This window comes from Streptomyces sp. NPDC048211 (genome assembly GCF_043202315.1).
In the GTDB taxonomy this organism is placed as follows: Bacteria; Actinomycetota; Actinomycetes; order Streptomycetales; family Streptomycetaceae; genus Streptomyces.
The window spans coordinates 296,635-315,054 of sequence record NZ_JBIDAD010000008.1; the positions used below are offsets into that span (position 1 = coordinate 296,635).

Consider the following 18,420-nt stretch of genomic DNA (forward strand, 5'->3'; position numbering starts at 1 on the left):
GGGCGGGAAGACGCGTTCCAGGGTCCACGCGTTGCCTCCGGGACGCTAACACGCACACTCTCGTCGCCGCCCCGAAAAGGCCCGTGAGGTGACGCGCACCTCGGTGGACGCCGGGCGCGACGGTGCCCTGCGGAAGCGGATCCCGCAGGGCACCGGAGCTGCGCACGCACCCGTCGGTGCGAAGCGTCAGCCGATCCGGGTCAGCTTCTGGCCGAAGGCCGGGTCCTTCAGGTCCTGCTGGAGAGCGACCGGGGCGCTGACCTTGCCGGGGCCCGTCCCCACCGTCACCACGCCGACCTTCGTGCCCGCCTTCATGCTGCGCGAGATCTCCTCGCCGTTGCCCTGTACGGAGAGCTCGACCTTGAGGCCGGGCCAGCCCTTCGCCTTCAGGTCACCGGTCGCGACCAGCGGAGTGTGGCCGCCGAAGCCGTCGTCGACGTATCCGACGACATCGCCCTTCTTGACGACCGTGGCGGACGTCACGGCCTCCTGTGCGTCCTTGATCAGCTTGAGGCTGTTGTTCAGCGACATCACCAGGCTGTCGTACGGCTGCCCGGTGCCCGCCTGCTGCCCCATGACCGCGCCGTAGATCCAGAGCTTCTTGCCGTCCACCACCGTGTTGGCGGACCAGACAAGGTTGCCGCCGGCCGGCGTGGAGGAGCCGGTCTTGATGCCGCTCACGCCCGGCTCCAGCAGGATCGTGTTGTTGTTGTAGATCGTCGTGTCGATGCCTTCGATGTCGATCTGCGGGGTGTCCACGATCTCCCGGAGCACCTCGTTCTGCATCACGGCCCTGGCCAGCTTGAGCTGGTCGACAGCGGTGGAGACGGTCGTCTTCTTCAGACCGCTCGGGTCCGTGTACGTGGTGCCGGTCATACCGAGGTCCTTGGCCGCCGCGTTCATCTTCGCGACGAACTCGGTCTCGGACGAGTCCCAGCGGGCGAAGAGGCGCGCCGCGTTGTTCCCCGACGGGATCATCAGCAGCTGCAGCAGCTGCTTCTCGGTGAACTGCTGCCCCTTGCTGATCGGCGCGGTGGACTCGTCACCCAGCTTGGACTCGTCCTCGGCCTGCTGATCGACGGTGATCTTCTCGCCCTGCTGCTTGCCGGTGAGCGGGTGCTCCTTGAGCACCACGTACGCCGTCATGATCTTGGCGACGCTGGCGATGGGCGCCGGCTTCTGCGCCCCCGCCGAACCGAGGGACCCGACACCGTCCACGGTGACCGCCGACTGTCCCTGGTCCGGCCAGGAGAGGTTCGGATCGCCGCCCTTGAACGTGTACGACGACTGCGCCGTCATCGTGAGTACGGGGGTCGGCAACGGGCGCACCATCTGCACGATCGCAAACACGATCAGCAGCAGGAGGACCAGCGGGGTCCAGATCTTGACGCGGCGCACAGCCGTGCGGACCGGGGTCTCCGGCGGCGGCGGGGTGTTCGTCAGCTCGGCCAGGAGGTCGAGCGGCGGCCTGGGCGGCATCGGCTGCTGCCGGGTCCGCTCGGCACCGCTGAGCGACGCGTCGGGCTGCTGCCGGCCGGCACCGGGCGCGGCTGCCGGTGAGGGCGTCTCCGGTGCGCGAGGTGCGGGAGCGGGGCGTACGTCGTCCGCACGCAGCGGCACGAACTTGCTGGTCCGCTCGGCAGGGGACTCCGGCCGGGTCCCGGTCTCCGGCTTCGGCTTCGCCGGTGGCGGGGTGATCTTCAGCGCGGTCGTGGGCTGGTCGACGCGGGGCAGCTTCGGCGTCTTGAAGACGGCCGTCGCCTGATCGATTCCGCGCTCGTCCCCCACGGGCTGCGCCTCGTCGCCGGACGCCTCGCGGGTCCGCGGAACACGCGCCTCGGACGTGCTGTCCGGGGCATCGCGGTCGGAGGAATCCTCGGCAGAGGAATCAGCCGCCGAGGTCTCGTCGGCGGAGGTCTCGTCGGCCTCGGGAGCGGACTCGGACTCGGACTCGGACTCGGCACCAGCCTTGGTCTCGTCCTCGGCCTCGGCATCGGACTCGGACTCGGCTACGTCGCTCTTCGCGTCGTCGCTCGTGGAGACCCAGGCGGCAACGGCTGCACGCAGCCGCGCATCGCCGCCCTCGGTCTCGGCGCCCTCGGTCTCGGCGGCCTCATCCGGCTCGACGGCCGTCTCCGGCTTCACGACCTTCTCCGGCTCGGCGGCCGGGCCGGACGCCACGGGCTCGGACTTCCCGGACTCCTCCGCCTTCTCGGACGCGACGGACTCGTCGGCGTCGGCGGGCTCTGCCCCCTCCGCGGCCTCCACGGGCTCCAACGGCCCCTCGGGCTCCCCGGACGCCTCCGCAGCGCCCGGACCGGCCTCAGAGGCCTCCACCGGGCCCTCAGCGCCTTCCGCGGCCTCCGCGGCCCCTGCCGCCGTGCGCGCGGCAGCCTCGGGCCCCTGAGCGGTCACCTCATCGGTTTCGGCGGGGTCGCTCGAAGCGGCCTTATCGGCGGAGTCGCTCGAAGCGGCCTTCTCGGCCGCCGCGTCGACCCCATCGCCCGCGTCACCGTCGGCGGTCCCGGCATCCGCATCGCCGCCGTCACGAGAATCGCCGTCGCCGGCCGCCTCGGCAGCGCCATCGTCCTCAACACCGGCCTCGACATCGGCGACACGGGCAACGTCCGCGCCCGTCGCGTCCGCGTCCGCCGCGTTCGCCGCATCCGCATCCGCATCCGCATCCGCGTCCGCCGCAACCTCGTCCACGGCCCCGCCCTCGGCGCCCCCGGCATCCTCGGCGTCCTCCGCCTCCGGCCCGGACCGCTGCGTGCGGAAAACGGCCGTTGCCGTGTCCACTCCGCTTCCGGACTCCGCCGGAGAGCCGGGTTCACGGAACACCGCAAGCCGCGGATCGGCCTCGCTCCGAGTCGTTCCCGACGACTTCTGCTGCTCCGACTTGTCGGGGGACTCGCCCGCCACCGATGCCTCCTCCATGCGGCGCGGGGACATCCCCGCGCTGTCCGAACCGTCTACCAGTGTCCCGTGTGAACCCATGTCCGGGCTGCTAGACGAGAACGACATACCTACTGGTTCCCGTACAAAGCACCCAGGCACCCTCGACAGACAGATGTGAGAGGGGTCACCCTGTCACTCATCCACGCGGGGAGGCATGGATGGGCAGGAGCCGCAGAACAATTCCGGAGGAGCTTCTGCTGCTCGCTCTGGACCCGACCACGGGTACCACAGCGCAGCCGCAGTCGCTCGACCTCGGCCTGGCCGGGGCCCAGCTAGTAGAGCTGGCTCTGGCAGGACGGATAGCCCCTGATGGGGATCGTATCGCCGTGGTGATGCCACGGCCGACAGGAGATCCGACTCTGGACTCCGCACTGGAACTGCTGCGCAGACGCGGCAGCCCGGTCCGGGCCGTCCACTGGATCGGCGGACCCCGGCTGGGGCTCCGCCAGATTTACCTCGCTCATCTGGAGCGGTGCGGCATGGTGCATGCCGTGGCGGGCCAGATGTGCGGAGTGCTGCCGACGACTCGCTACCAGGCGACGGACACGGCAATCAGCCGGGACATCAGAACCAGGCTGGACAGTGCGATCCGCACCGGCGTACCGCCGGACCCGCGGACCGCGGCGCTCGCCGCACTGGCCCACGCGGTCGGACTCGGCAAGCACCTGTACCCCGGGAACGAGGGGCGCTCCTCGCGCTCCCGGCTCCGGGACCTGATCAGGCACGACCCCATGGGCGGTCTCGTGGCGCATGCCGTGATGGACGTCCAGAACGGGGCGGTCGCACAACCGCGCCGCAACCAGGCGGCCGGAGTTCCGTTGCAACAGCAAGTGCAGTCGCAGTCACGCCGCGACAGCATGGCGCACACCGCGGTCCACTAGGGCCGCACGGGCGTCGACGCAGCACCCGCACCACCCGCATCACTTGCACCGTTTCACTCGCACCGCAACGCATCACCGCAACAACCGCATACCGCCGCACCGTCGTCCCCAAGACCCGGTTCGGGAGCCGCACCAAGCGCGGGGCAGCCGGGACCACCGACTGCCCCGCGCCGCTGCGTGTGGCCGTTTCCCAGCGCGGCCGGGGGCACGGGTGGCAATCTGCTGAGCAGTAGATACGCACAGCTACATAGCCGGAGGTGCCGTTTCCGTGCCGTCCAACGTCAATCCCACCGTCAGGCGACGCCGGTTGGGTCAGGAGTTGCGCCGACTGCGCGAGGTCAAGGGCATGACGGCCGAGGAGGTGGCGGAGCGGCTGCTGGTCTCGCAGTCCAAGATCAGCCGCCTGGAGAACGGCCGCCGCTCGATCAGCCAGCGTGACGTACGCGATCTCTGCGGGGTGTACGAGGTCGAGGACGTCCGGGTCGTCGAATCGCTCATGCAGATGGCCAAGGACTCCCGCCAGCAGGGCTGGTGGCACGCCTTCGGCGACATCCCGTACAGCGTCTACATCGGCCTGGAGACCGATGCCGAGTCGCTGCGGGTGTACGAACCCCAGGTGATCCCCGGCCTGTTGCAGACCCGGCAGTACGCCGAGGCGCTGATCAACGGCGCGCTTCCGGAGGCCCCCCAGTCGGACATCGACAAGCGCGTCAGCGTCCGTTCGCGCCGCCAGGAACGGATCACCACCCCCGAGCACCCGCTGCGGCTGTGGGCGGTCATCGACGAGTCCGCGCTGCGCCGGCTGGTCGGCGGCAAGCAGGTGATGATCGAGCAGCTGGAGCGTCTGGTGGAGCTGTCGCACCTGCCGCACGTGACCGTCCAGGTGCTGCCGTTCGACATGGGGGCCCACCCGGGCATCAACGGGCAGTACGCCATTCTGGAATTCCCGGACGCCGCGGATTCCAGCGTGGTCTATATCGAGGGCGTCACCAGCGACCTCTATCTGGAGAAGGCGAATGACGTGCAGCGCTACAGCGTCATGTACGAGCACCTGCGGGCCCAGGCGCTGAATGTGGAGCAGACCCGGCATTTCATCGGCGGGATCGCGAAGGAGTACACCGGCCTGAACACCAAGTGAACTCCGGCCGTACGGGCGTATAAACCAGCCAGCCCGCAAAGTCCGGTATGCGAGAAATGAATCGATGTTACGGGTGAGGCGACGGCACGGTACACCGTCGCCACCTCGTAGCGGAAGACCTGCATGGTATATACCATCCGGTCGAGTGAACGGCCCCTTCACTCAGGGAGCTTGGCGAGTAGCGTCGATCACGCCAACGGGGAATCCGCTGGCGCTCACACAACTCTCTGAACCGGAGTGAACATGGCCATTCGTCAGGGTGCTACGGAAAACTGGACGAAGTCGTCGTATTCCGGGGGCAACGGCGCCTGCGTCGAAGTCAAGTCCCCTCTCGTGCAGGCGATTGCCGTACGCGACTCGAAGGCCCCCGAAGGACCTTCGCTCACCTTCGCCCCCGGCGCCTGGACCGCGTTCGTGCGTGATGTCACCGAGGGCTCCGTCGACGCCTGACCGGTGTTTTCCATAGCGCGTATCGCCGCACCGATTCAGGTGCTGCCGGTAGCCCTCTCGCCCGGTTCGCCGTCCTGGCCGAGGGGGCTTTCCGCACGCGTCGCGGGAAGGGAACCATCGCGGCACGGCGCCGCGCGGTGCCCGGCTCAGCGCAGCTGATCGACGTACCGGTCCGTGCCCGGCACGGTCGGGATGAACGGCGCCACCAGCTCGACCCGCCCCAGACCCGATTCCGCGACCGTCGCGTCGAGCCCGGCGAAGTGCTCGGCCCAGCAGGCTCGCGGGTCCTCCTGGAGAAACCAGAGCAGGGTCAGCCGGGTGCCGACGCCCTCGACCTGCTTCACATAGGTCATCCGGTCGCCCGGCAACGGCGTGGGACGGAACACCGTCACCATCGCCGCGGGCGACCCGTTCAGCCGCTTCGGCAGATGCCGGGAGCGCAGCCACTCCAGCAACTCGGTCCGCTGTGCGGGCCCTTCGGCGTCGATCACCTGGAGGACCAGCCCGCTGTACGGGTGGTCCAGGGCGTGGAAGTCCCGGGGCCCCGCGGCCCCGTCCCGGTAGACCGTCGCCTCGTGGTCCTGGAACGCCGTGAAGACGTGGGTGCGGTCCTGGTAGACGCGGCCGTCGCGGTTCAGCCGCTTGTTGATGCCGACGGTCCACTTCATGTGGTCGTCGTAGCGCCCGTCCGTCACCCAGTACGTGGACAGATAGCACCCGGCTCCGACCGGCTGCGCGATCGCCGACTTCTCCGGGTAGCGCAGTTCCTGGAGCTCCCGGGTGGCCACCCAGCGGCGGCCGGCGAACATCCAGGGCATCGCCATCGCGCCCGCGTAGTAGTGATCGTCCTCGTACCACCGGTTGTACGCGAACTCGTGGCCCGGGTGCGGCTCCACCATGGTGATCAGCGCGTGGCCGGGATGGACTCCGTACGGCCCCAGCGCGGCCAGTTCGGCGTACGTACCGCTGCGCGTACCGTCGCCCGGCACCGCTTCGGGCCTCGTTCCCTCACTCATGCCGTTCCCCTTCCGTACTCCGCCGGAGGGACCTACTCTGACGCCCCGTCAGAAGAACTGCCAGAGCCGGGAGGCGCCGATGTTGCTCACGGGGAAGACCGTCATCGTGTCGGGAGTGGGCGCGGGGCTCGGGCATCAGATCGCCGCCACGGTCGTACGGGACGGGGGGAACGCCGTCCTCGGGGCCCGCACCGCGGCCAACCTCGCGAAATCGGCCGCCGAGATCGATCCCGAGGGGCGGCACACCGCGCACCTGGCCACCGACATCACGGACGAGGCGCAGTGCGAGGCGCTCGCGGCGCTGGCCGTCGAGCGGTTCGGGCGGATCGACGCGGTGGTCCATGTCGCTGCCTGGGACAGCTATTTCGGCGGGGTCGAGGACGCCGACCTGGACACCTGGAAGGCGGTCGTCGACGTCAATCTGCTCGGCACCCTGCGGATGACGCGCGCCTGCCTGCCCGCGCTCAAGGAGCGGGGCGGATCGGTCGTCGTCATCGGCACCCAGTCCGCGGTGGCGGCGCCGTCCCAGGTGCGGCAGGCGGCGTACGCGGCCTCCAAGGGCGCGCTCACCTCGGCGATGTACTCCATGGCCCGGGAGTTCGGGCCGCACCGGATCCGGGTGAACACCGTGCTGCCGGGCTGGATGTGGGGGCCGCCGGTGCAGGCCTACGTGCAGTTCACCGCGCACACCGAGAAGGTGCCCGAGTCCGAGGTGCTGGCGAGGCTCTCGGAGCGCATGGCGCTGCCGGAGCTGGCGACGGACGGCGACGTGGCGGAGGCCGCGGTCTTCCTGGCCTCCGACCGGGCACGGGCGATCACCGGACAGTCCCTGCTCGTCAACGCCGGCGAGCTGATGCGCTGACGCGCGGGCGCGCTCCGCAGGGATTTCGGCAAGGTCAGTTCTCCTCCTTCTCGGCCGCACGGGACCCGCATCCCGTGCGGTCTTTCGGCGTTCCTGGATGTTCCCTGTATCTCTGCACAGCCTGACGAAGTGCCCGCTCATCGTGTGGCCCCCGTCACGTGCACGACAACGCTTTCGTGGGTCAAGAACAAGTAAAATCGTTCGGCTTACTGATCCACGTTCACATTTCTGACCGGCGAAGACCTTGACCGAGGTACCGAACAGGCGGTTCAATCCCCGAAGTCCCCGTTCCCGCACGGGGACACCGCTGAACGGCCGTACTGACGAAGTGCGTACCCGTTCACAAGGCGGACCCCAGGAGGGGGCACATGAACAGTCTCGACTGGGTCGTGCTCATCGGCTACTTCGGCGTGATGATCGCGATCGGACTCTGGTCCCACAAGCGTGTGGACAACGTCAGCGACTTCTTCACGGCCGGCGGCAAGATGCCGTGGTGGCTTTCCGGCATCTCGCACCACATGTCCGGCTACAGCGCCGTGATGTTCACCGGCTACGCCGGCATCGCGTACCAGTACGGCGTCACGTCCTTCGTGACGTGGTCGCTCCCGATCGCCATCGGCATCGGGATCGGCGCCAAGCTCTTCGCTCCCCGGCTCAACCGGCTGCGCTCGCGGCTCCACGTCGCCTCGCCGCTCGAATACCTGAAGAACCGCTACAACATCCAGACCCAGCAGGCACTCGCCTGGTCGGGCCTGCTGCTGAAGATCGTGGACGTCGGCGCCAAGTGGGCGGCCATCGCCACCCTGCTCTCCGTCTTCACGGGCATCACCCTGACGCAGGGCATCTTCATCACGGGCATCATCACGGCCATCTACTGCACGGTCGGCGGCCTGTGGGCCGACGCGCTGACCGAGCTGGGCCAGTTCGTCATCCAGCTGTTCGCCGGTATCGCGATGCTCGTCACCGCGATGAGCAAGCTCGACGGCTTCAGCACGCTGTGGACGGTCTGGGACAAGCTGCCCGAGGGCCACACGGACCCGACGGCCGGTCCGTACACCGTGACCTTCCTGCTGGCGTACCTGTTCATCAAGACCTTCGAGTACAACGGCGGCATGTGGAACCAGGCCCAGCGCTACATGGCCACGGACTCCGCAGCCTCCGCGACCCGCTCGGCGCGGCTCTCCGCCGTCCTGTGGCTGGTCTGGCCGACGGTCCTGTTCTTCCCGATGTGGTGCGCCCCGCTGCTCGTCGACGCGCAGAAGCCGGACGCCTCGGACAGCTACGCGCTGATGACCGAGCAACTGCTCCCGCACGGTCTGCTGGGCCTGGTCGTCGTCGGCTTCTTCTCGCACACGATGGCGATGTGCTCCTCGGACGCCAACGCCATCGCGGCGGTCTTCACCCGCGACATCGCCCCCGTCTTCTCCAAGGCGGCCCGCAACTGGAACGCGCGGGCCGGCCTGCTGGCCGCCCGGCTGTCCACCCTCGGCTTCCTGGGCCTGTCCATGGCGCTGGCGACACAGATCAACTCGCCGACGTTCAAGGACATCATCTCGGTCGTCATCAAGTGGGTCGCCGGCCTGATGGGACCGATCGCCATCCCGTTCATGCTGGGTCTGCTGCGCCGGTTCCGTAAGTCGGGACCGACGGCCGCGCTCACCAGCTGGGCGGCGGGTCTGCTGGCGTTCTACTTCACCAACTACAACTTCGACGGTTCCGTGAAGACGGACGTCGCCCTGCAGTACCAGGTGGCACTGCCGCTGGCGATCTCGCTGGTGCTCTACGTCGTCATCGGCTTCATCAAGCCGGAGGACACCCCGGAGCGCGACGCGGTCATCGAGCGGATCAACACGGACGGCGACGACTCGGAGGCCGCCGCGGCCCTGCCGGTCCAGCGCGGTCCCGAGGACGTGGCAGCCGTGGAGGGCGTGAAGGACTGACGCCCGCGGCGGTACGCGGGGTGCGGGGCGGGGGTACGGATGCGGCGGCTTCCGTAACCCCGCCCCGCACCCCGTTCCGGCTCCCCGTTCAGCCGCGCGGGTAGCGGGCCAGCCAGCCCGGTGCGGCGGCGGCCGGGCCGTGCAGGGCGGGCCCCTGTGTCATCTCCATGGCGAAGTCGTCGGCGAGCTCCAGGAGCGTGGCGCGCCCCTCCAGTTCGGCCAGCCAGGCCGGCGGCAGCGCGGTCTCGCCGTGCAGCGCGCCGAGCAGCGCCCCGCACAGGGCCCCGGTGGCCGCGGACGGCCCGCCGTGGTTCACGGCCAGCCGCAGCCCGTGCCGGATGTCCTCGCCCACCAGGGCGCAGTACACGGCCACCGCGAGCACCTCCTCGGCGGAGTCCGTGGCGCCCAGCGACTCGATGAGCGCGGGGCCCGGAATGCCCTGCCGCACGGTACCGAGGGCCTGTTGGAGCGCTTCGGTGACGGGCTCGTGGCCCGGCCGCTCGGTGAGCAGGGCCAGCGCGTGCTGCACGGAACCGTCCAGCGTCTCGCCGCGCGCCAGCCCGTGCACGATCACGGAGAAGGCGCCGGCCGAGAGGAGGGCGGTGGGGTGGCCGTGCGTCTGGGCGGCGCACTCGACGGCCAGCTGGAACACGAGTTGCGGCTCCCAGCCGACGAGCAGCCCGAACGGTGCGGAACGGGTGAGCGCGGCCGAGTCGTGCGCGGCCGGGTACTTGGGCCGGTCGAGCGTGCCCATGACCGTGTCGCCGAAGCCGCCCAGACACTCCCGGGTGGGCGCGCGGCGGCTGTAGAGCCACTCCTGCCCGGCGAGCCAGCCGTTGTCCTTGCGCCGTTCGTCGGGCCCCCAGTCGTGCTGCGTGGCGGCCCAGCGCAGATGGGCCAGGTGCACATCGGTGGGCGGGTGCCAGGCGCCGGTGTCGCGGCGGACCTGGGCGCGGATCAGCCCGTCGACGGTGAACAGGGTGAGCTGGGTGACGGCGGTGACCCGGCCGCGCCCGCCGTGTGCGGGCACGAAGTCGGTGACCGCGTCGGCCCCGTGGGCCTCGCGGATCTCCTCCAGCGTGAGCCCGCTGACGCCCGCGCCGAGCGCGTCACCGATGGCTCCGCCGAGCAGCGCGCCGCGCACCCGGCTGCGGAAGTCCTGCTGTTCGGCACGGCCCCAGACAGCTGTGGTCGCTGAGCTCACCGTGCCCCTTCCCCTCGGTCCGCCGACTCGTTTCCGTGTGCGACTGTGCGGTGACTGCGCAGCACTGTAATCGAACGACCACGGGGCCAACGGGGGCGGAACGGTATGTACGAAGTAGCTGGTTCGGTTCAGTTTTGCGCGGCATTCTCCGGAGATTGCCGCTGCATCCGAAGGCCCCGGCTGTGCGCGATGCGCAACAGATCCCCCAGCGATTCCGTGGCCCGGGTGAGCGCGAACCGCACCGCCCGTTCCCCCGCCGCCCGGTCCGCCAGCACGGCCCGCGACCCGGCCCACACCTGCTCGCCGCACTCGATCTGCTCGTCCTCCATGTCGTCGGCCATCCGGGACATCAGGCTCCACGGATCGTCGGTGCTCAGCCAGCACGGTTTGCCCTCCGGGGAGGCCCAGGGAAGGAGGCGGGGAGGAAGGTCGGCCATGACTGCTCCTGACGGCCGGCGGGCGCTGTGTCCCACCGACGGGTGACGGTGACGGATCGTGACCCGATGATGACGCGCCCGCCGTACGCTCGGACAGGACGACACGATTGCCCGCGCGCAGGACAACGGAGGGCCGCCGATGACCGAACCCACGCCCACGGACGAGGAGTCGGGCCGCGCCGCGCTCGGCCGGGCCCTTCGGTACTTACGCGAGAAGGCGGGCCTGTCGCTGGGGCAACTGGCCGAGAAGACCCGCTACGACAAGAGCTACCTCTACCGCCTGGAGGTCAGCCAACGTCTCTCCAAGCTCGCGGTGATGGAGGACCTGGACCGGTTCTACGACTCCGGGGGCCTGCTGATGCAGCTCTGGAAGGTGGCGCGCAAGGAGGTCTTCAAGGACCGGTACAAGGAGTTCATGCGGCTGGAGCCGACGGCTCGCATCATGCACCTCTTCACGCTCGGCATCCCGGGACTGCTCCAGACGGAGGAGGTGGCGCGGGAGCTGTTGTCCGGCGCCCAGGAAACCGACACCGAGGCCGAGTTGGTGGAGGAGCAGGTCATAGCGCGCATGGGACGGCAGCAACTGCTGCACCGCAAACCGGCTCCGTCCGTGCGGATCATCATGGACGAGTACGCGCTCCGCAGGCCGGTCGCCGACTCCAAGGCGTGGGACGGACAACTGACGCATCTGCTCGACATGAGCGAGGCGTCCTCCGTAGTCCTTCAGGTCCTGCCCTTCGCCGCCGGGGCCCACCATCTGATGGACGGTTCCCTGACGTTGCTGTGGCAGGACGACGCGAGCGCCGTTGCCTACACGGAAGGCAATGGATGCGCCGAGCTGATCGAGGATCCGGCCGCCGTGACGCGCTACCGGCTGTCCTACGATCGGCTCCGGGATCTGGCGCTGCCCCCGCCGGACTCCACCGCGTTCATCAGGGGTGTCCTGGAGGAACACAGATCATGAGCCGAACCCCCGAACTCTCCACCGCGACCTGGCGTAAGTCCAGCTACAGCGACGGCGGCGCCAACAACTGCGTCGAGGTCTCGGACACCTTCCCCGGCCTCGTCCCCGTCCGCGACAGCAAGACCCCCGCCGGCCCGGTCCTGGTCTTCGGGCCCGGGGCCTGGTCCGCGTTCGTGGGGTTCGCCGGAGCCGGGCACACCCTCGGATGACGGGACAGGACCGAGGACTTCGGACGGCGATGCGGCGCTGAGCACGCCTGACAGCGATGGCGGGCTCACCCCGGCCGGAGGCCGCCGCGCACGAGGGCGCGGGACGCGGGCGGCGGGACGCGGGCGACCGCGTCGTCGCATGCGACAGACCCGGCGACATCGGTGATCGCGCCCGGGATACTGGTCGCCCATGGATGAGGTAGAGGTCGTCGTCGCCCATTCCGAGCGTGCGACTCTGCGCGTCGGCGACGTGTTCCTGAAGGTGGACCCCGACCGGGCGCGCATCGACGCCGAGGTCGAGGCGATGTCGCTAGCGCCGGTCCCCACCCCGGAAGTCCTGTGGCGCAAGCCGCCCGTGCTCGCGATCGCCGCCGTCCCGGGGACGGCCCTCGGGCGCCTGGGCAGGCCGTCGACCAGGTCGCCGGCGGCGTGGTCCGCGGCGGGCGCCGCCATGCGGAAGCTGCACGAGGCACCCCCGCCGGCCCGGCCGGGCCGGGCCGGGCGGAGCACGGTCGCGCTGGCGGCGGAACTCGACGACGAGTGCGAGTTGCTCGTGTCGAGAAACGTCCTGCCCGCCGACCTGGTCATCCGCAACCGCCAGGTCGCCGAGGCGGCACTCCGACCATGGACCCCGGCCTTCACACACGGCGATCTGCAGATCGCACACGTCTTCGTCGACGACGACGAGGTCACGGGCATCATCGACTGGTCCGAGGCGGGCCGGGGCGACGCCCTGTACGACGTCGCCACCTTCACGCTCGGGCACGAGGAACACCTCGACGACGTCATCGACGGCTACGGGACTGCCGTCGACCTCGACGTGATCCACGCCTGGTGGTCGTTGCGAAGCCTGCTGGCGGTTCGCTGGCTGATCGAGCACGGCTTCGACGCCTTCGCTCCGGGCTGCGAGGTCGACGTACTGAGATCCCGGATGTGAGGCCGACGTGCTGCGGTCCCGGATGTGAGGCTGCGCGGCACGGACTGCCGGGTTCGCGTCCGACGCATCGGGGCACTGCCGGAAAGCCCCAGGGAACTCCAGGGACCTCCTACTGCCAGGAGTCCTCGGAGCCTTGAGCCGGTTCCCGCCCCTCACCGGAGTCGTGCGTGCACCCCGGCCCGGGGCGCACGGTGTTCGGCCCGGATTCCGGCCGTGTTCACCGACCGTTGGCCGGGGCCTCGTCGGGTCTTTCGACGATCTCCCCATGAAGCAACTGACTCGTGCCACCGCCACCTCCTGCGCCCTGGCCGCCGCCCTTCTCGTGGGGCTCACGGCTCCGGCCGCCTCCGCCCACCCCTCCCCCGCCGCACCGGGCCAGGGCTCCCACGGACGCATCCCGTTCACCGAGGCCACGGTGACCGCGAACGACAACGGCACGTACACCGTGGAGTGGAAGGCCCCCGGCATACGCCGCGTCGCCGTCAGGGCGAACGGCCGTACCGTCGCGACGGGCGGCCCGGCGGGCCGGGTCACCGTGCGCGGGCTGCCCGCGGCCGACCGTCAGTGGTTCGACCTCGTACCCGAGCGTGGCGGCTCCCTGCACCTCGCGGACCGGCTCATCGCCCTCCAGGGCGCGGTCAACTTCCGTGACGCGGGCGGCTACCGCACCGCCGACGGCCACTGGGTGAAGATGGGCGAGGTCTACCGCTCCGACGCCCTGGACAAGCTCACCACCGCCGACCTGGCGAAGCTGCGGCGCCTGTCGGTCCGTACGGTCTTCGACCTGCGCATGGCGTCCGAGCGCACGGCCGCCCCGGACCTCGTCCCGGCCGGTGCCCGCCACGTCGTCGCGGACGTCCTGGCCGGTTCCCCCACCTTCACCGCGATGCCGACGACCCCGGCCGAGGGCGTGGCGATGATGGTCGAGGGCGAGAAGTTCATGGTCAGCGGTGACACCGCGAAGAGCGCGTACCGCTCGGTCTTCGGCGGGATCGCGGACGACCGCTCGCGGGCCGTCGTCTTCCACTGCACGGCGGGCAAGGACCGTACGGGCTGGGCCAACGCCGCCCTGCTCACGGCGATCGGCGTACCGCGCTCCACGGTCATGGCGGACTACCTCGCCTCCAACGACTACCGTGCCGAGGCCAACGCGGCGGCGCTCGCCTCGATGCCGGCGGCCCAGGCCGCGGTGTACAAGCCGCTGCTCGACGTGCGCCCCGAGTACCTCAACTCCGGATTCACGGAGGTCGGCAAGGAGTTCGGGTCCTTCACGGCATACGAGAAGCGCGCTCTCGGCCTGGACGCCGGGGACATCCGCGAGCTGAAGCGGGACCTGCTGGTGGGCTGACGGCATGCGGTCCGGCCCCGCCGCACGCCGCGGGGCCGGACCGAATTCCGTTGCGGGGCGGCGCCCGCGGAGCGATGATCGCGCGATGCCCTCTCCTCACCCCGACGGCCGCGCCGGAATCGACGCGGCGCTCGTGCAGCGCCTGATCGCCGCCCAGTACCCGCAGTGGAGCGCACTGCCCGTGACCCCGGTGGAGGTGGACGGCTGGGACAACCGGACCTACCGCCTCGGCGACGCGATGACGGTCCGCCTCCCCACGGCCGCCGGGTACGTCCCCGCGGTGGAGAAGGAGCACCACTGGCTGCCGCGCCTCGCCCCTGCCCTGCCCGTCGCCGTCCCACCGGTGCTGGCCCTGGGGGCTCCGGGCGAGGGCTATCCGCATCCGTGGTCGGTCCGGCGCTGGCTGCGGGGCGAGACCGCCGCGCGGGGCCGTATCGACGACCTTTCGCGGTTCGCGGTCCAGGTGGCCGGTTTCCTCGTCGCCCTCCAGCGCTGCGACGCGACGGACGGCCCGCTCGCCGGGCCGCACAGCTGGTACCGGGGCGCCTCACCCGCCCACTACGACGAAGAGACCCGGCGCTGCCTGGAAGCCCTGGTGGACCGTGTCGACACGGACCGAGCCCGCACGGTCTGGGACGCCGCGCTCGCCGCCGAGTGGCGCGGGGAGCCGGTGTGGTTCCACGGCGACATCGCCTCCGGCAATCTGCTGATCGAAGGCGGCGAACTCTCGGCCGTCATCGACTTCGGTACGTCGGGGGTCGGCGATCCGGCCTGTGACCTGGTGATCGCGTGGGGGTTCTTCGACGGGGACAGCCGGGAGGCGTTCCGCGAGGCCGTCGGCCAGGACGCCGGGACGTGGGCGCGGGCCCGGGGCTGGGCCCTGTGGAAGGCACTGCTGAACCTGACGGGGGACATCGGCGCGGACCCGGAACGGGCCGGCAATGAGCTGCGGGTGATCGAGGCGGTCCTGGCCGACCATGACCGGTTCAGCTGACGTGATGGCGGTCCTCGGCCATGCCCGGTTCAGCTGACGCGATGCCCGTCCTCGACCATGCCCGGTTCAGCTGACGCGATGCCCGTCCTGCCCGCTCGGAGCGGAGTCGTGCGGGGCCGGCGCCGTCACCGTCCGGGCAGGTTGACGCGGTACTCGGCACGGGAGGCTCCGCGCATTGAGCTCGCCACCTCGGCGGCGTGCCGCGCCTGGGCCGCGGACAGGCGTCTGGCCGCCCACAGCAGCGCCGCCGCGTCGGCGGCCTCCGGAGCCGGTGGCCGCGGGGGCGCAGGGAGTACGACTCCGGTCAGCGCGGCGAGTTCGCCCGCTTCGATCCCCAGGAGGGCGGCGAAGTCCGTCACCAGGCGAGGTGTCAGCTCCTTGCGCCCCGCGCCGATCACTCCGTACGTGGCCGCCGACAGGTACGTGGGCGTCAGGACCGCCAGTGTGTGCGCCAGGCCCGTCGGGCTCAGGTTGCGGTACTGGCACATGCGGATCAGCCGGCCGCCCGGACCCTCGGCCAGGGGAACGGCCCGCTCCGGGACGAAGGGCGAGCGGCGGTCCGCCTGCGGAAGCGAGCGGACATGGGACAGGAGTTGACGGCGCCCCTCCGCCGGGAGGTGCGCCGCATCCATCACCAGGTGCGGAACGCACCGGGCAGCCGCGGCATCCAACGGCGCCAGGTCGTCCGGGACCGCCAGTCCCGCGAGGACGAACAGATCGGCGGCGTGCAGGCCCAGCGCGGGCGCCCACCGCCGAAGCGCCTCCTCGCCGGGGTGCTCCCCCGCGAGCACCGCCCGGACCTCTTCGTCGGCCGGCCCGGCACGGCGGCCCGCCTCCGGTGCGACGATGCCTCTGTGGTCCCGCAACCAGACCCGGAACGCGTCGGACCCGTCGTGCGGGCGGCTCCGGTCTGCTGCGGTGGACACGGTCCGATTCTGGCAGCTCATCACCCGGGGCGCGGCTTCCGGGCGGAGCGCCCACCCACCCCTGACGGGTCGGGCGGCGAGGTACGGCACAGGGTGTCCGGTTGCACGTCGGGCACCGGGCCGCCGGCCCTCGCCGACGACCTGTGTGGACCCGCGCGAACAGGCAGACACGAACCTTGAGGAGATCCATGTCCGACCCATCGAAACCGGCACTCCGAGGAAGGACCGCCCTGGTCGCGGGCGCCACCCGGGGCGCCGGGCGGGGCATCGCCGTCCAGCTCGGCGCGGCAGGTGCGACCGTCTACGTCACCGGCCGCACGACGCGGGAGCGGCGCTCGGAGTACGACCGGCCGGAGACGATCGAGGACACCGCGGAGCTCGTCACCGCCGCCGGCGGTACCGGCATCGCGGTGCCGACCGACCACCTGGTGCCCGAGCAGGTCCGTGCGCTGGCCGAGCGCATCGACGCGGAACAGGGCGGGCTCGACGTGCTCGTCAACGACATCTGGGGCGGCGAGCGGCTGTTCGCGTTCGACAAGCCGGTGTGGGAGCACGACCTCGACGACGGACTGCGGCTGCTCCGGCTGGGCGTGGAGACCCACGCGATCACGAGCCACTTCCTGCTGCCCCTGCTGGTGCGGCGACCGGGCGGGCTCGTGGTCGAGATGACCGACGGCACGGCCGCGTACAACCGCGCGAACTACCGGAACTCCTACTTCTACGACCTGGTGAAGAACAGTGTGCTGCGCATGGCGTTCGTGCTGGCCCACGAGTTGAAGCCGCACGGCGGGACGGCGGTGGCGCTCACTCCCGGCTGGCTGCGTTCGGAGATGATGCTCGACGCGTTCGGTGTGGCCGAGGAGAACTGGCGCGACGCGCTCGCCGAGGTCCCGCACTTCTGTATCTCGGAGAGCCCGGCGTACGTCGGGCGTGGGGTCGCCGCTCTGGCCGCGGACGCCGGTCTCGGACGCTGGAACGGCGAGTCGCTGTCCAGCGGACAGCTCGCCCAGGAGTACGGCTTCACCGACCTCGACGGCTCCCGGCCCGACTGCTGGCGCTATCTGGTCGAGGTCGACGCCGCGGGGAAGCCGGCGGACGCAACGGGGTACCGGTGAGGGTCTGGCCGTAGCACGGCGACCGTTCGGGCGGCTGGGACCGGCGAGGTCCCGGCCGTCCCGGCCTCTTCCGCCGGAGGGGGCCCGCCTACTCCCCGGCGAAGACGTCCTCGACCGATTCCGCGGTGGGAGCCCGCAGGAGCCAGCGGTTCAGGGTGTCGACATCGCCGCAGGTGGTGATCCGCTCACGCGCCTCGTCGGATACGTCGACACGCCGTTGCGCGAGGAAGAGCAGAATGCCCTGCGCGATGCCCTCGGTCCGGCCCTCGGTCCGGCCCTCGTCCCGGATTTCCTCTGCCATGAAGGACTTGTAGAAAGTGAGGTCCACGGCCACCAGGTTCCTCCACTGTTGTGCGGCCCGGCGGTTGCCCAGGCCTTGTGCGGTGAGTTCGACAAGGGGATCGGCGATGATTTCAGGCACGTCCCGCAGAGCGGTGGACAGCGTCTTCAGTATGGTACCGATGTCCGGATCGGCGGCATGTGTGATCGCCGCCAACGTGGCGAGTGCCAGGTCCTTGCGTGCCTCAGGGACATTGGTGATCACCGGCATGTTATGGGGGCCCGCGACGAGTGGACGCAGGGTGAGCGCGGGCCACTGACGGGGCCCGATGGAGACCGGGCAGGAGGCCCATTCAGCGGTCGCACGGTCCTGGCAGACGACCAGCAGCAGCGGCGGAAGCCGGTATTTCGTGTACAGGTACGACAGGTAATAGGCCCAGCTCGCCGGCTTGTCCGTGTCCTTCTTCCCTTGGGCTTCGACGGCCAGGAGGAACGGCTCGTCGTCCTCCGTGTCCAGGCGCAGCAGGGTGTCCACACGACGTTCGACGGGACGGTTCTCGGTCAGGTCGGTGGGCATCACGGTGACCGAGACGAGTGGGGAGATCGTGATCCCCAGAACCTCCGAGACGCGGGAGAACAGTCCCGGGTGCTCCTGGAAGATGCGGTGCATCGCCTCGTGCGGCGAACCGACCATTCGGGACTCCTGCGAGTGACGTGTGATGCCCGAACTTCCACCCGGGCAATGGGTCGCTATTGCCCGGA

Annotated in this window: 17 protein-coding genes; 11 read left to right on the forward strand and 6 right to left on the reverse strand. The window is 70.4% G+C overall.

The window, feature by feature from the left end; genetic code table 11:
* Nucleotides 1-186: 186 nt before the first annotated feature.
* Nucleotides 187-2,952: a serine hydrolase gene (locus ACGFZA_RS28155; protein ID WP_393682712.1), complete on the reverse strand. Its 2,766-nt coding sequence runs from the start codon at nucleotides 2,950-2,952 to the stop codon at nucleotides 187-189.
* A 164-nt stretch (nucleotides 2,953-3,116) separates the two neighbouring features.
* On the opposite strand from ACGFZA_RS28155, the gene ACGFZA_RS28160 reads away from it, so the two are divergent.
* The 3 genes from ACGFZA_RS28160 (at nucleotide 3,117) to ACGFZA_RS28170 (ending at nucleotide 5,427) form a co-directional block, all read left to right on the forward strand.
* A complete protein-coding gene (locus ACGFZA_RS28160; RefSeq protein WP_326736782.1) occupies nucleotides 3,117-3,839 on the forward strand; it encodes a GPP34 family phosphoprotein in 723 nt (240 codons plus the stop codon).
* Between the two features lie 268 nt (nucleotides 3,840-4,107).
* A complete protein-coding gene (locus ACGFZA_RS28165; protein WP_385279055.1) occupies nucleotides 4,108-4,977 on the forward strand; it encodes a helix-turn-helix domain-containing protein in 870 nt (289 codons plus the stop codon).
* A 243-nt stretch (nucleotides 4,978-5,220) separates the two neighbouring features.
* On the forward strand, nucleotides 5,221-5,427 hold the full coding sequence (locus ACGFZA_RS28170; protein WP_385279057.1) for a DUF397 domain-containing protein: 207 nt from the start codon (nucleotides 5,221-5,223) through the stop codon (nucleotides 5,425-5,427).
* Between the two features lie 146 nt (nucleotides 5,428-5,573).
* Here ACGFZA_RS28170 and ACGFZA_RS28175 read toward each other — a convergent pair whose 3' ends face one another.
* Nucleotides 5,574-6,443, reverse strand: coding sequence for a hypothetical protein (locus tag ACGFZA_RS28175; protein ID WP_393682715.1), 870 nt, complete (start codon nucleotides 6,441-6,443; stop codon nucleotides 5,574-5,576).
* A 79-nt stretch (nucleotides 6,444-6,522) separates the two neighbouring features.
* Between ACGFZA_RS28175 and ACGFZA_RS28180 the strand changes: the two genes are divergently transcribed.
* Nucleotides 6,523-7,305 carry an SDR family oxidoreductase gene (locus ACGFZA_RS28180; RefSeq protein WP_393682717.1) on the forward strand — a complete coding sequence of 261 codons (783 nt, stop codon included), beginning with the start codon at nucleotides 6,523-6,525 and terminating at the stop codon, nucleotides 7,303-7,305.
* A gap of 368 nt (nucleotides 7,306-7,673) precedes the next feature.
* Nucleotides 7,674-9,245, forward strand: a complete 1,572-nt coding sequence (locus tag ACGFZA_RS28185) for a sodium:solute symporter family protein (RefSeq protein ID WP_385279062.1) — start codon at nucleotides 7,674-7,676, stop codon at nucleotides 9,243-9,245.
* A gap of 88 nt (nucleotides 9,246-9,333) precedes the next feature.
* Here the strand turns inward: ACGFZA_RS28185 and ACGFZA_RS28190 are convergent, their stop codons facing one another.
* Complete coding sequence (locus tag ACGFZA_RS28190; RefSeq protein ID WP_385279064.1) at nucleotides 9,334-10,449, reverse strand: ADP-ribosylglycohydrolase family protein; 1,116 nt, start codon at nucleotides 10,447-10,449, stop codon at nucleotides 9,334-9,336.
* A 128-nt stretch (nucleotides 10,450-10,577) separates the two neighbouring features.
* Nucleotides 10,578-10,886: a hypothetical protein gene (locus tag ACGFZA_RS28195; protein WP_385279066.1), complete on the reverse strand. Its 309-nt coding sequence runs from the start codon at nucleotides 10,884-10,886 to the stop codon at nucleotides 10,578-10,580.
* 139 nt (nucleotides 10,887-11,025) lie between these two features.
* Here ACGFZA_RS28195 and ACGFZA_RS28200 point away from each other — a divergent pair, with 139 nt between their 5' ends.
* From ACGFZA_RS28200 to ACGFZA_RS28220, 5 genes are all read left to right on the forward strand, one after another.
* The gene (locus tag ACGFZA_RS28200; RefSeq protein ID WP_393682720.1) at nucleotides 11,026-11,850 is read left to right on the forward strand and encodes a helix-turn-helix domain-containing protein; all 825 of its coding nucleotides are present in this window, start codon (nucleotides 11,026-11,028) and stop codon (nucleotides 11,848-11,850) included.
* On the forward strand, nucleotides 11,847-12,059 hold the full coding sequence (locus ACGFZA_RS28205) for a DUF397 domain-containing protein (RefSeq protein WP_393682722.1): 213 nt from the start codon (nucleotides 11,847-11,849) through the stop codon (nucleotides 12,057-12,059). Before ACGFZA_RS28200 ends, ACGFZA_RS28205 begins: the two co-directional genes overlap by 4 nt.
* Nucleotides 12,060-12,249: 190 nt before the next feature.
* Nucleotides 12,250-12,996, forward strand: coding sequence for a phosphotransferase family protein (locus tag ACGFZA_RS28210; RefSeq protein ID WP_393682724.1), 747 nt, complete (start codon nucleotides 12,250-12,252; stop codon nucleotides 12,994-12,996).
* Nucleotides 12,997-13,261: 265 nt separating this feature from the next.
* Nucleotides 13,262-14,344: a tyrosine-protein phosphatase gene (locus ACGFZA_RS28215; RefSeq protein ID WP_393682726.1), complete on the forward strand. Its 1,083-nt coding sequence runs from the start codon at nucleotides 13,262-13,264 to the stop codon at nucleotides 14,342-14,344.
* 85 nt (nucleotides 14,345-14,429) lie between these two features.
* Nucleotides 14,430-15,338 (forward strand): aminoglycoside phosphotransferase family protein, encoded by a 909-nt coding sequence (locus ACGFZA_RS28220; protein WP_385279074.1) that lies wholly within the window; start codon nucleotides 14,430-14,432, stop codon nucleotides 15,336-15,338.
* A gap of 125 nt (nucleotides 15,339-15,463) precedes the next feature.
* Here the strand turns inward: ACGFZA_RS28220 and ACGFZA_RS28225 are convergent, their stop codons facing one another.
* Nucleotides 15,464-16,264: a hypothetical protein gene (locus tag ACGFZA_RS28225; RefSeq protein ID WP_393682728.1), complete on the reverse strand. Its 801-nt coding sequence runs from the start codon at nucleotides 16,262-16,264 to the stop codon at nucleotides 15,464-15,466.
* A gap of 188 nt (nucleotides 16,265-16,452) precedes the next feature.
* On the opposite strand from ACGFZA_RS28225, the gene ACGFZA_RS28230 reads away from it, so the two are divergent.
* The gene (locus ACGFZA_RS28230; RefSeq protein ID WP_385279078.1) at nucleotides 16,453-17,379 is read left to right on the forward strand and encodes an SDR family oxidoreductase; all 927 of its coding nucleotides are present in this window, start codon (nucleotides 16,453-16,455) and stop codon (nucleotides 17,377-17,379) included.
* An 88-nt stretch (nucleotides 17,380-17,467) separates the two neighbouring features.
* Here the strand turns inward: ACGFZA_RS28230 and ACGFZA_RS28235 are convergent, their stop codons facing one another.
* Nucleotides 17,468-18,352, reverse strand: a complete 885-nt coding sequence (locus tag ACGFZA_RS28235) for a hypothetical protein (protein WP_393682731.1) — start codon at nucleotides 18,350-18,352, stop codon at nucleotides 17,468-17,470.
* Between the last annotated feature and the right edge of the window lie 68 nt (nucleotides 18,353-18,420).

What these genes read in the sequence shown, in the direction of transcription:
- ACGFZA_RS28155 (WP_393682712.1), bottom strand. Translation starts at nt 2,952, where the DNA reads ATGTCCCCGCGCCGCATGGAGGAGGCATCGGTGGCGGGCGAGTCCCCC.
- ACGFZA_RS28160 (WP_326736782.1), top strand. Translation starts at nt 3,117, where the DNA reads ATGGGCAGGAGCCGCAGAACAATTCCGGAGGAGCTTCTGCTGCTCGCT.
- ACGFZA_RS28170 (WP_385279057.1), top strand. Translation starts at nt 5,221, where the DNA reads ATGGCCATTCGTCAGGGTGCTACGGAAAACTGGACGAAGTCGTCGTAT.
- ACGFZA_RS28175 (WP_393682715.1), bottom strand. Translation starts at nt 6,443, where the DNA reads ATGAGTGAGGGAACGAGGCCCGAAGCGGTGCCGGGCGACGGTACGCGC.
- ACGFZA_RS28180 (WP_393682717.1), top strand. Translation starts at nt 6,523, where the DNA reads ATGTTGCTCACGGGGAAGACCGTCATCGTGTCGGGAGTGGGCGCGGGG.
- ACGFZA_RS28185 (WP_385279062.1), top strand. Translation starts at nt 7,674, where the DNA reads ATGAACAGTCTCGACTGGGTCGTGCTCATCGGCTACTTCGGCGTGATG.
- ACGFZA_RS28195 (WP_385279066.1), bottom strand. Translation starts at nt 10,886, where the DNA reads ATGGCCGACCTTCCTCCCCGCCTCCTTCCCTGGGCCTCCCCGGAGGGC.
- ACGFZA_RS28200 (WP_393682720.1), top strand. Translation starts at nt 11,026, where the DNA reads ATGACCGAACCCACGCCCACGGACGAGGAGTCGGGCCGCGCCGCGCTC.
- ACGFZA_RS28205 (WP_393682722.1), top strand. Translation starts at nt 11,847, where the DNA reads ATGAGCCGAACCCCCGAACTCTCCACCGCGACCTGGCGTAAGTCCAGC.
- ACGFZA_RS28210 (WP_393682724.1), top strand. Translation starts at nt 12,250, where the DNA reads ATGGATGAGGTAGAGGTCGTCGTCGCCCATTCCGAGCGTGCGACTCTG.
- ACGFZA_RS28215 (WP_393682726.1), top strand. Translation starts at nt 13,262, where the DNA reads ATGAAGCAACTGACTCGTGCCACCGCCACCTCCTGCGCCCTGGCCGCC.
- ACGFZA_RS28220 (WP_385279074.1), top strand. Translation starts at nt 14,430, where the DNA reads ATGCCCTCTCCTCACCCCGACGGCCGCGCCGGAATCGACGCGGCGCTC.
- ACGFZA_RS28230 (WP_385279078.1), top strand. Translation starts at nt 16,453, where the DNA reads ATGTCCGACCCATCGAAACCGGCACTCCGAGGAAGGACCGCCCTGGTC.
- ACGFZA_RS28235 (WP_393682731.1), bottom strand. Translation starts at nt 18,352, where the DNA reads ATGGTCGGTTCGCCGCACGAGGCGATGCACCGCATCTTCCAGGAGCAC.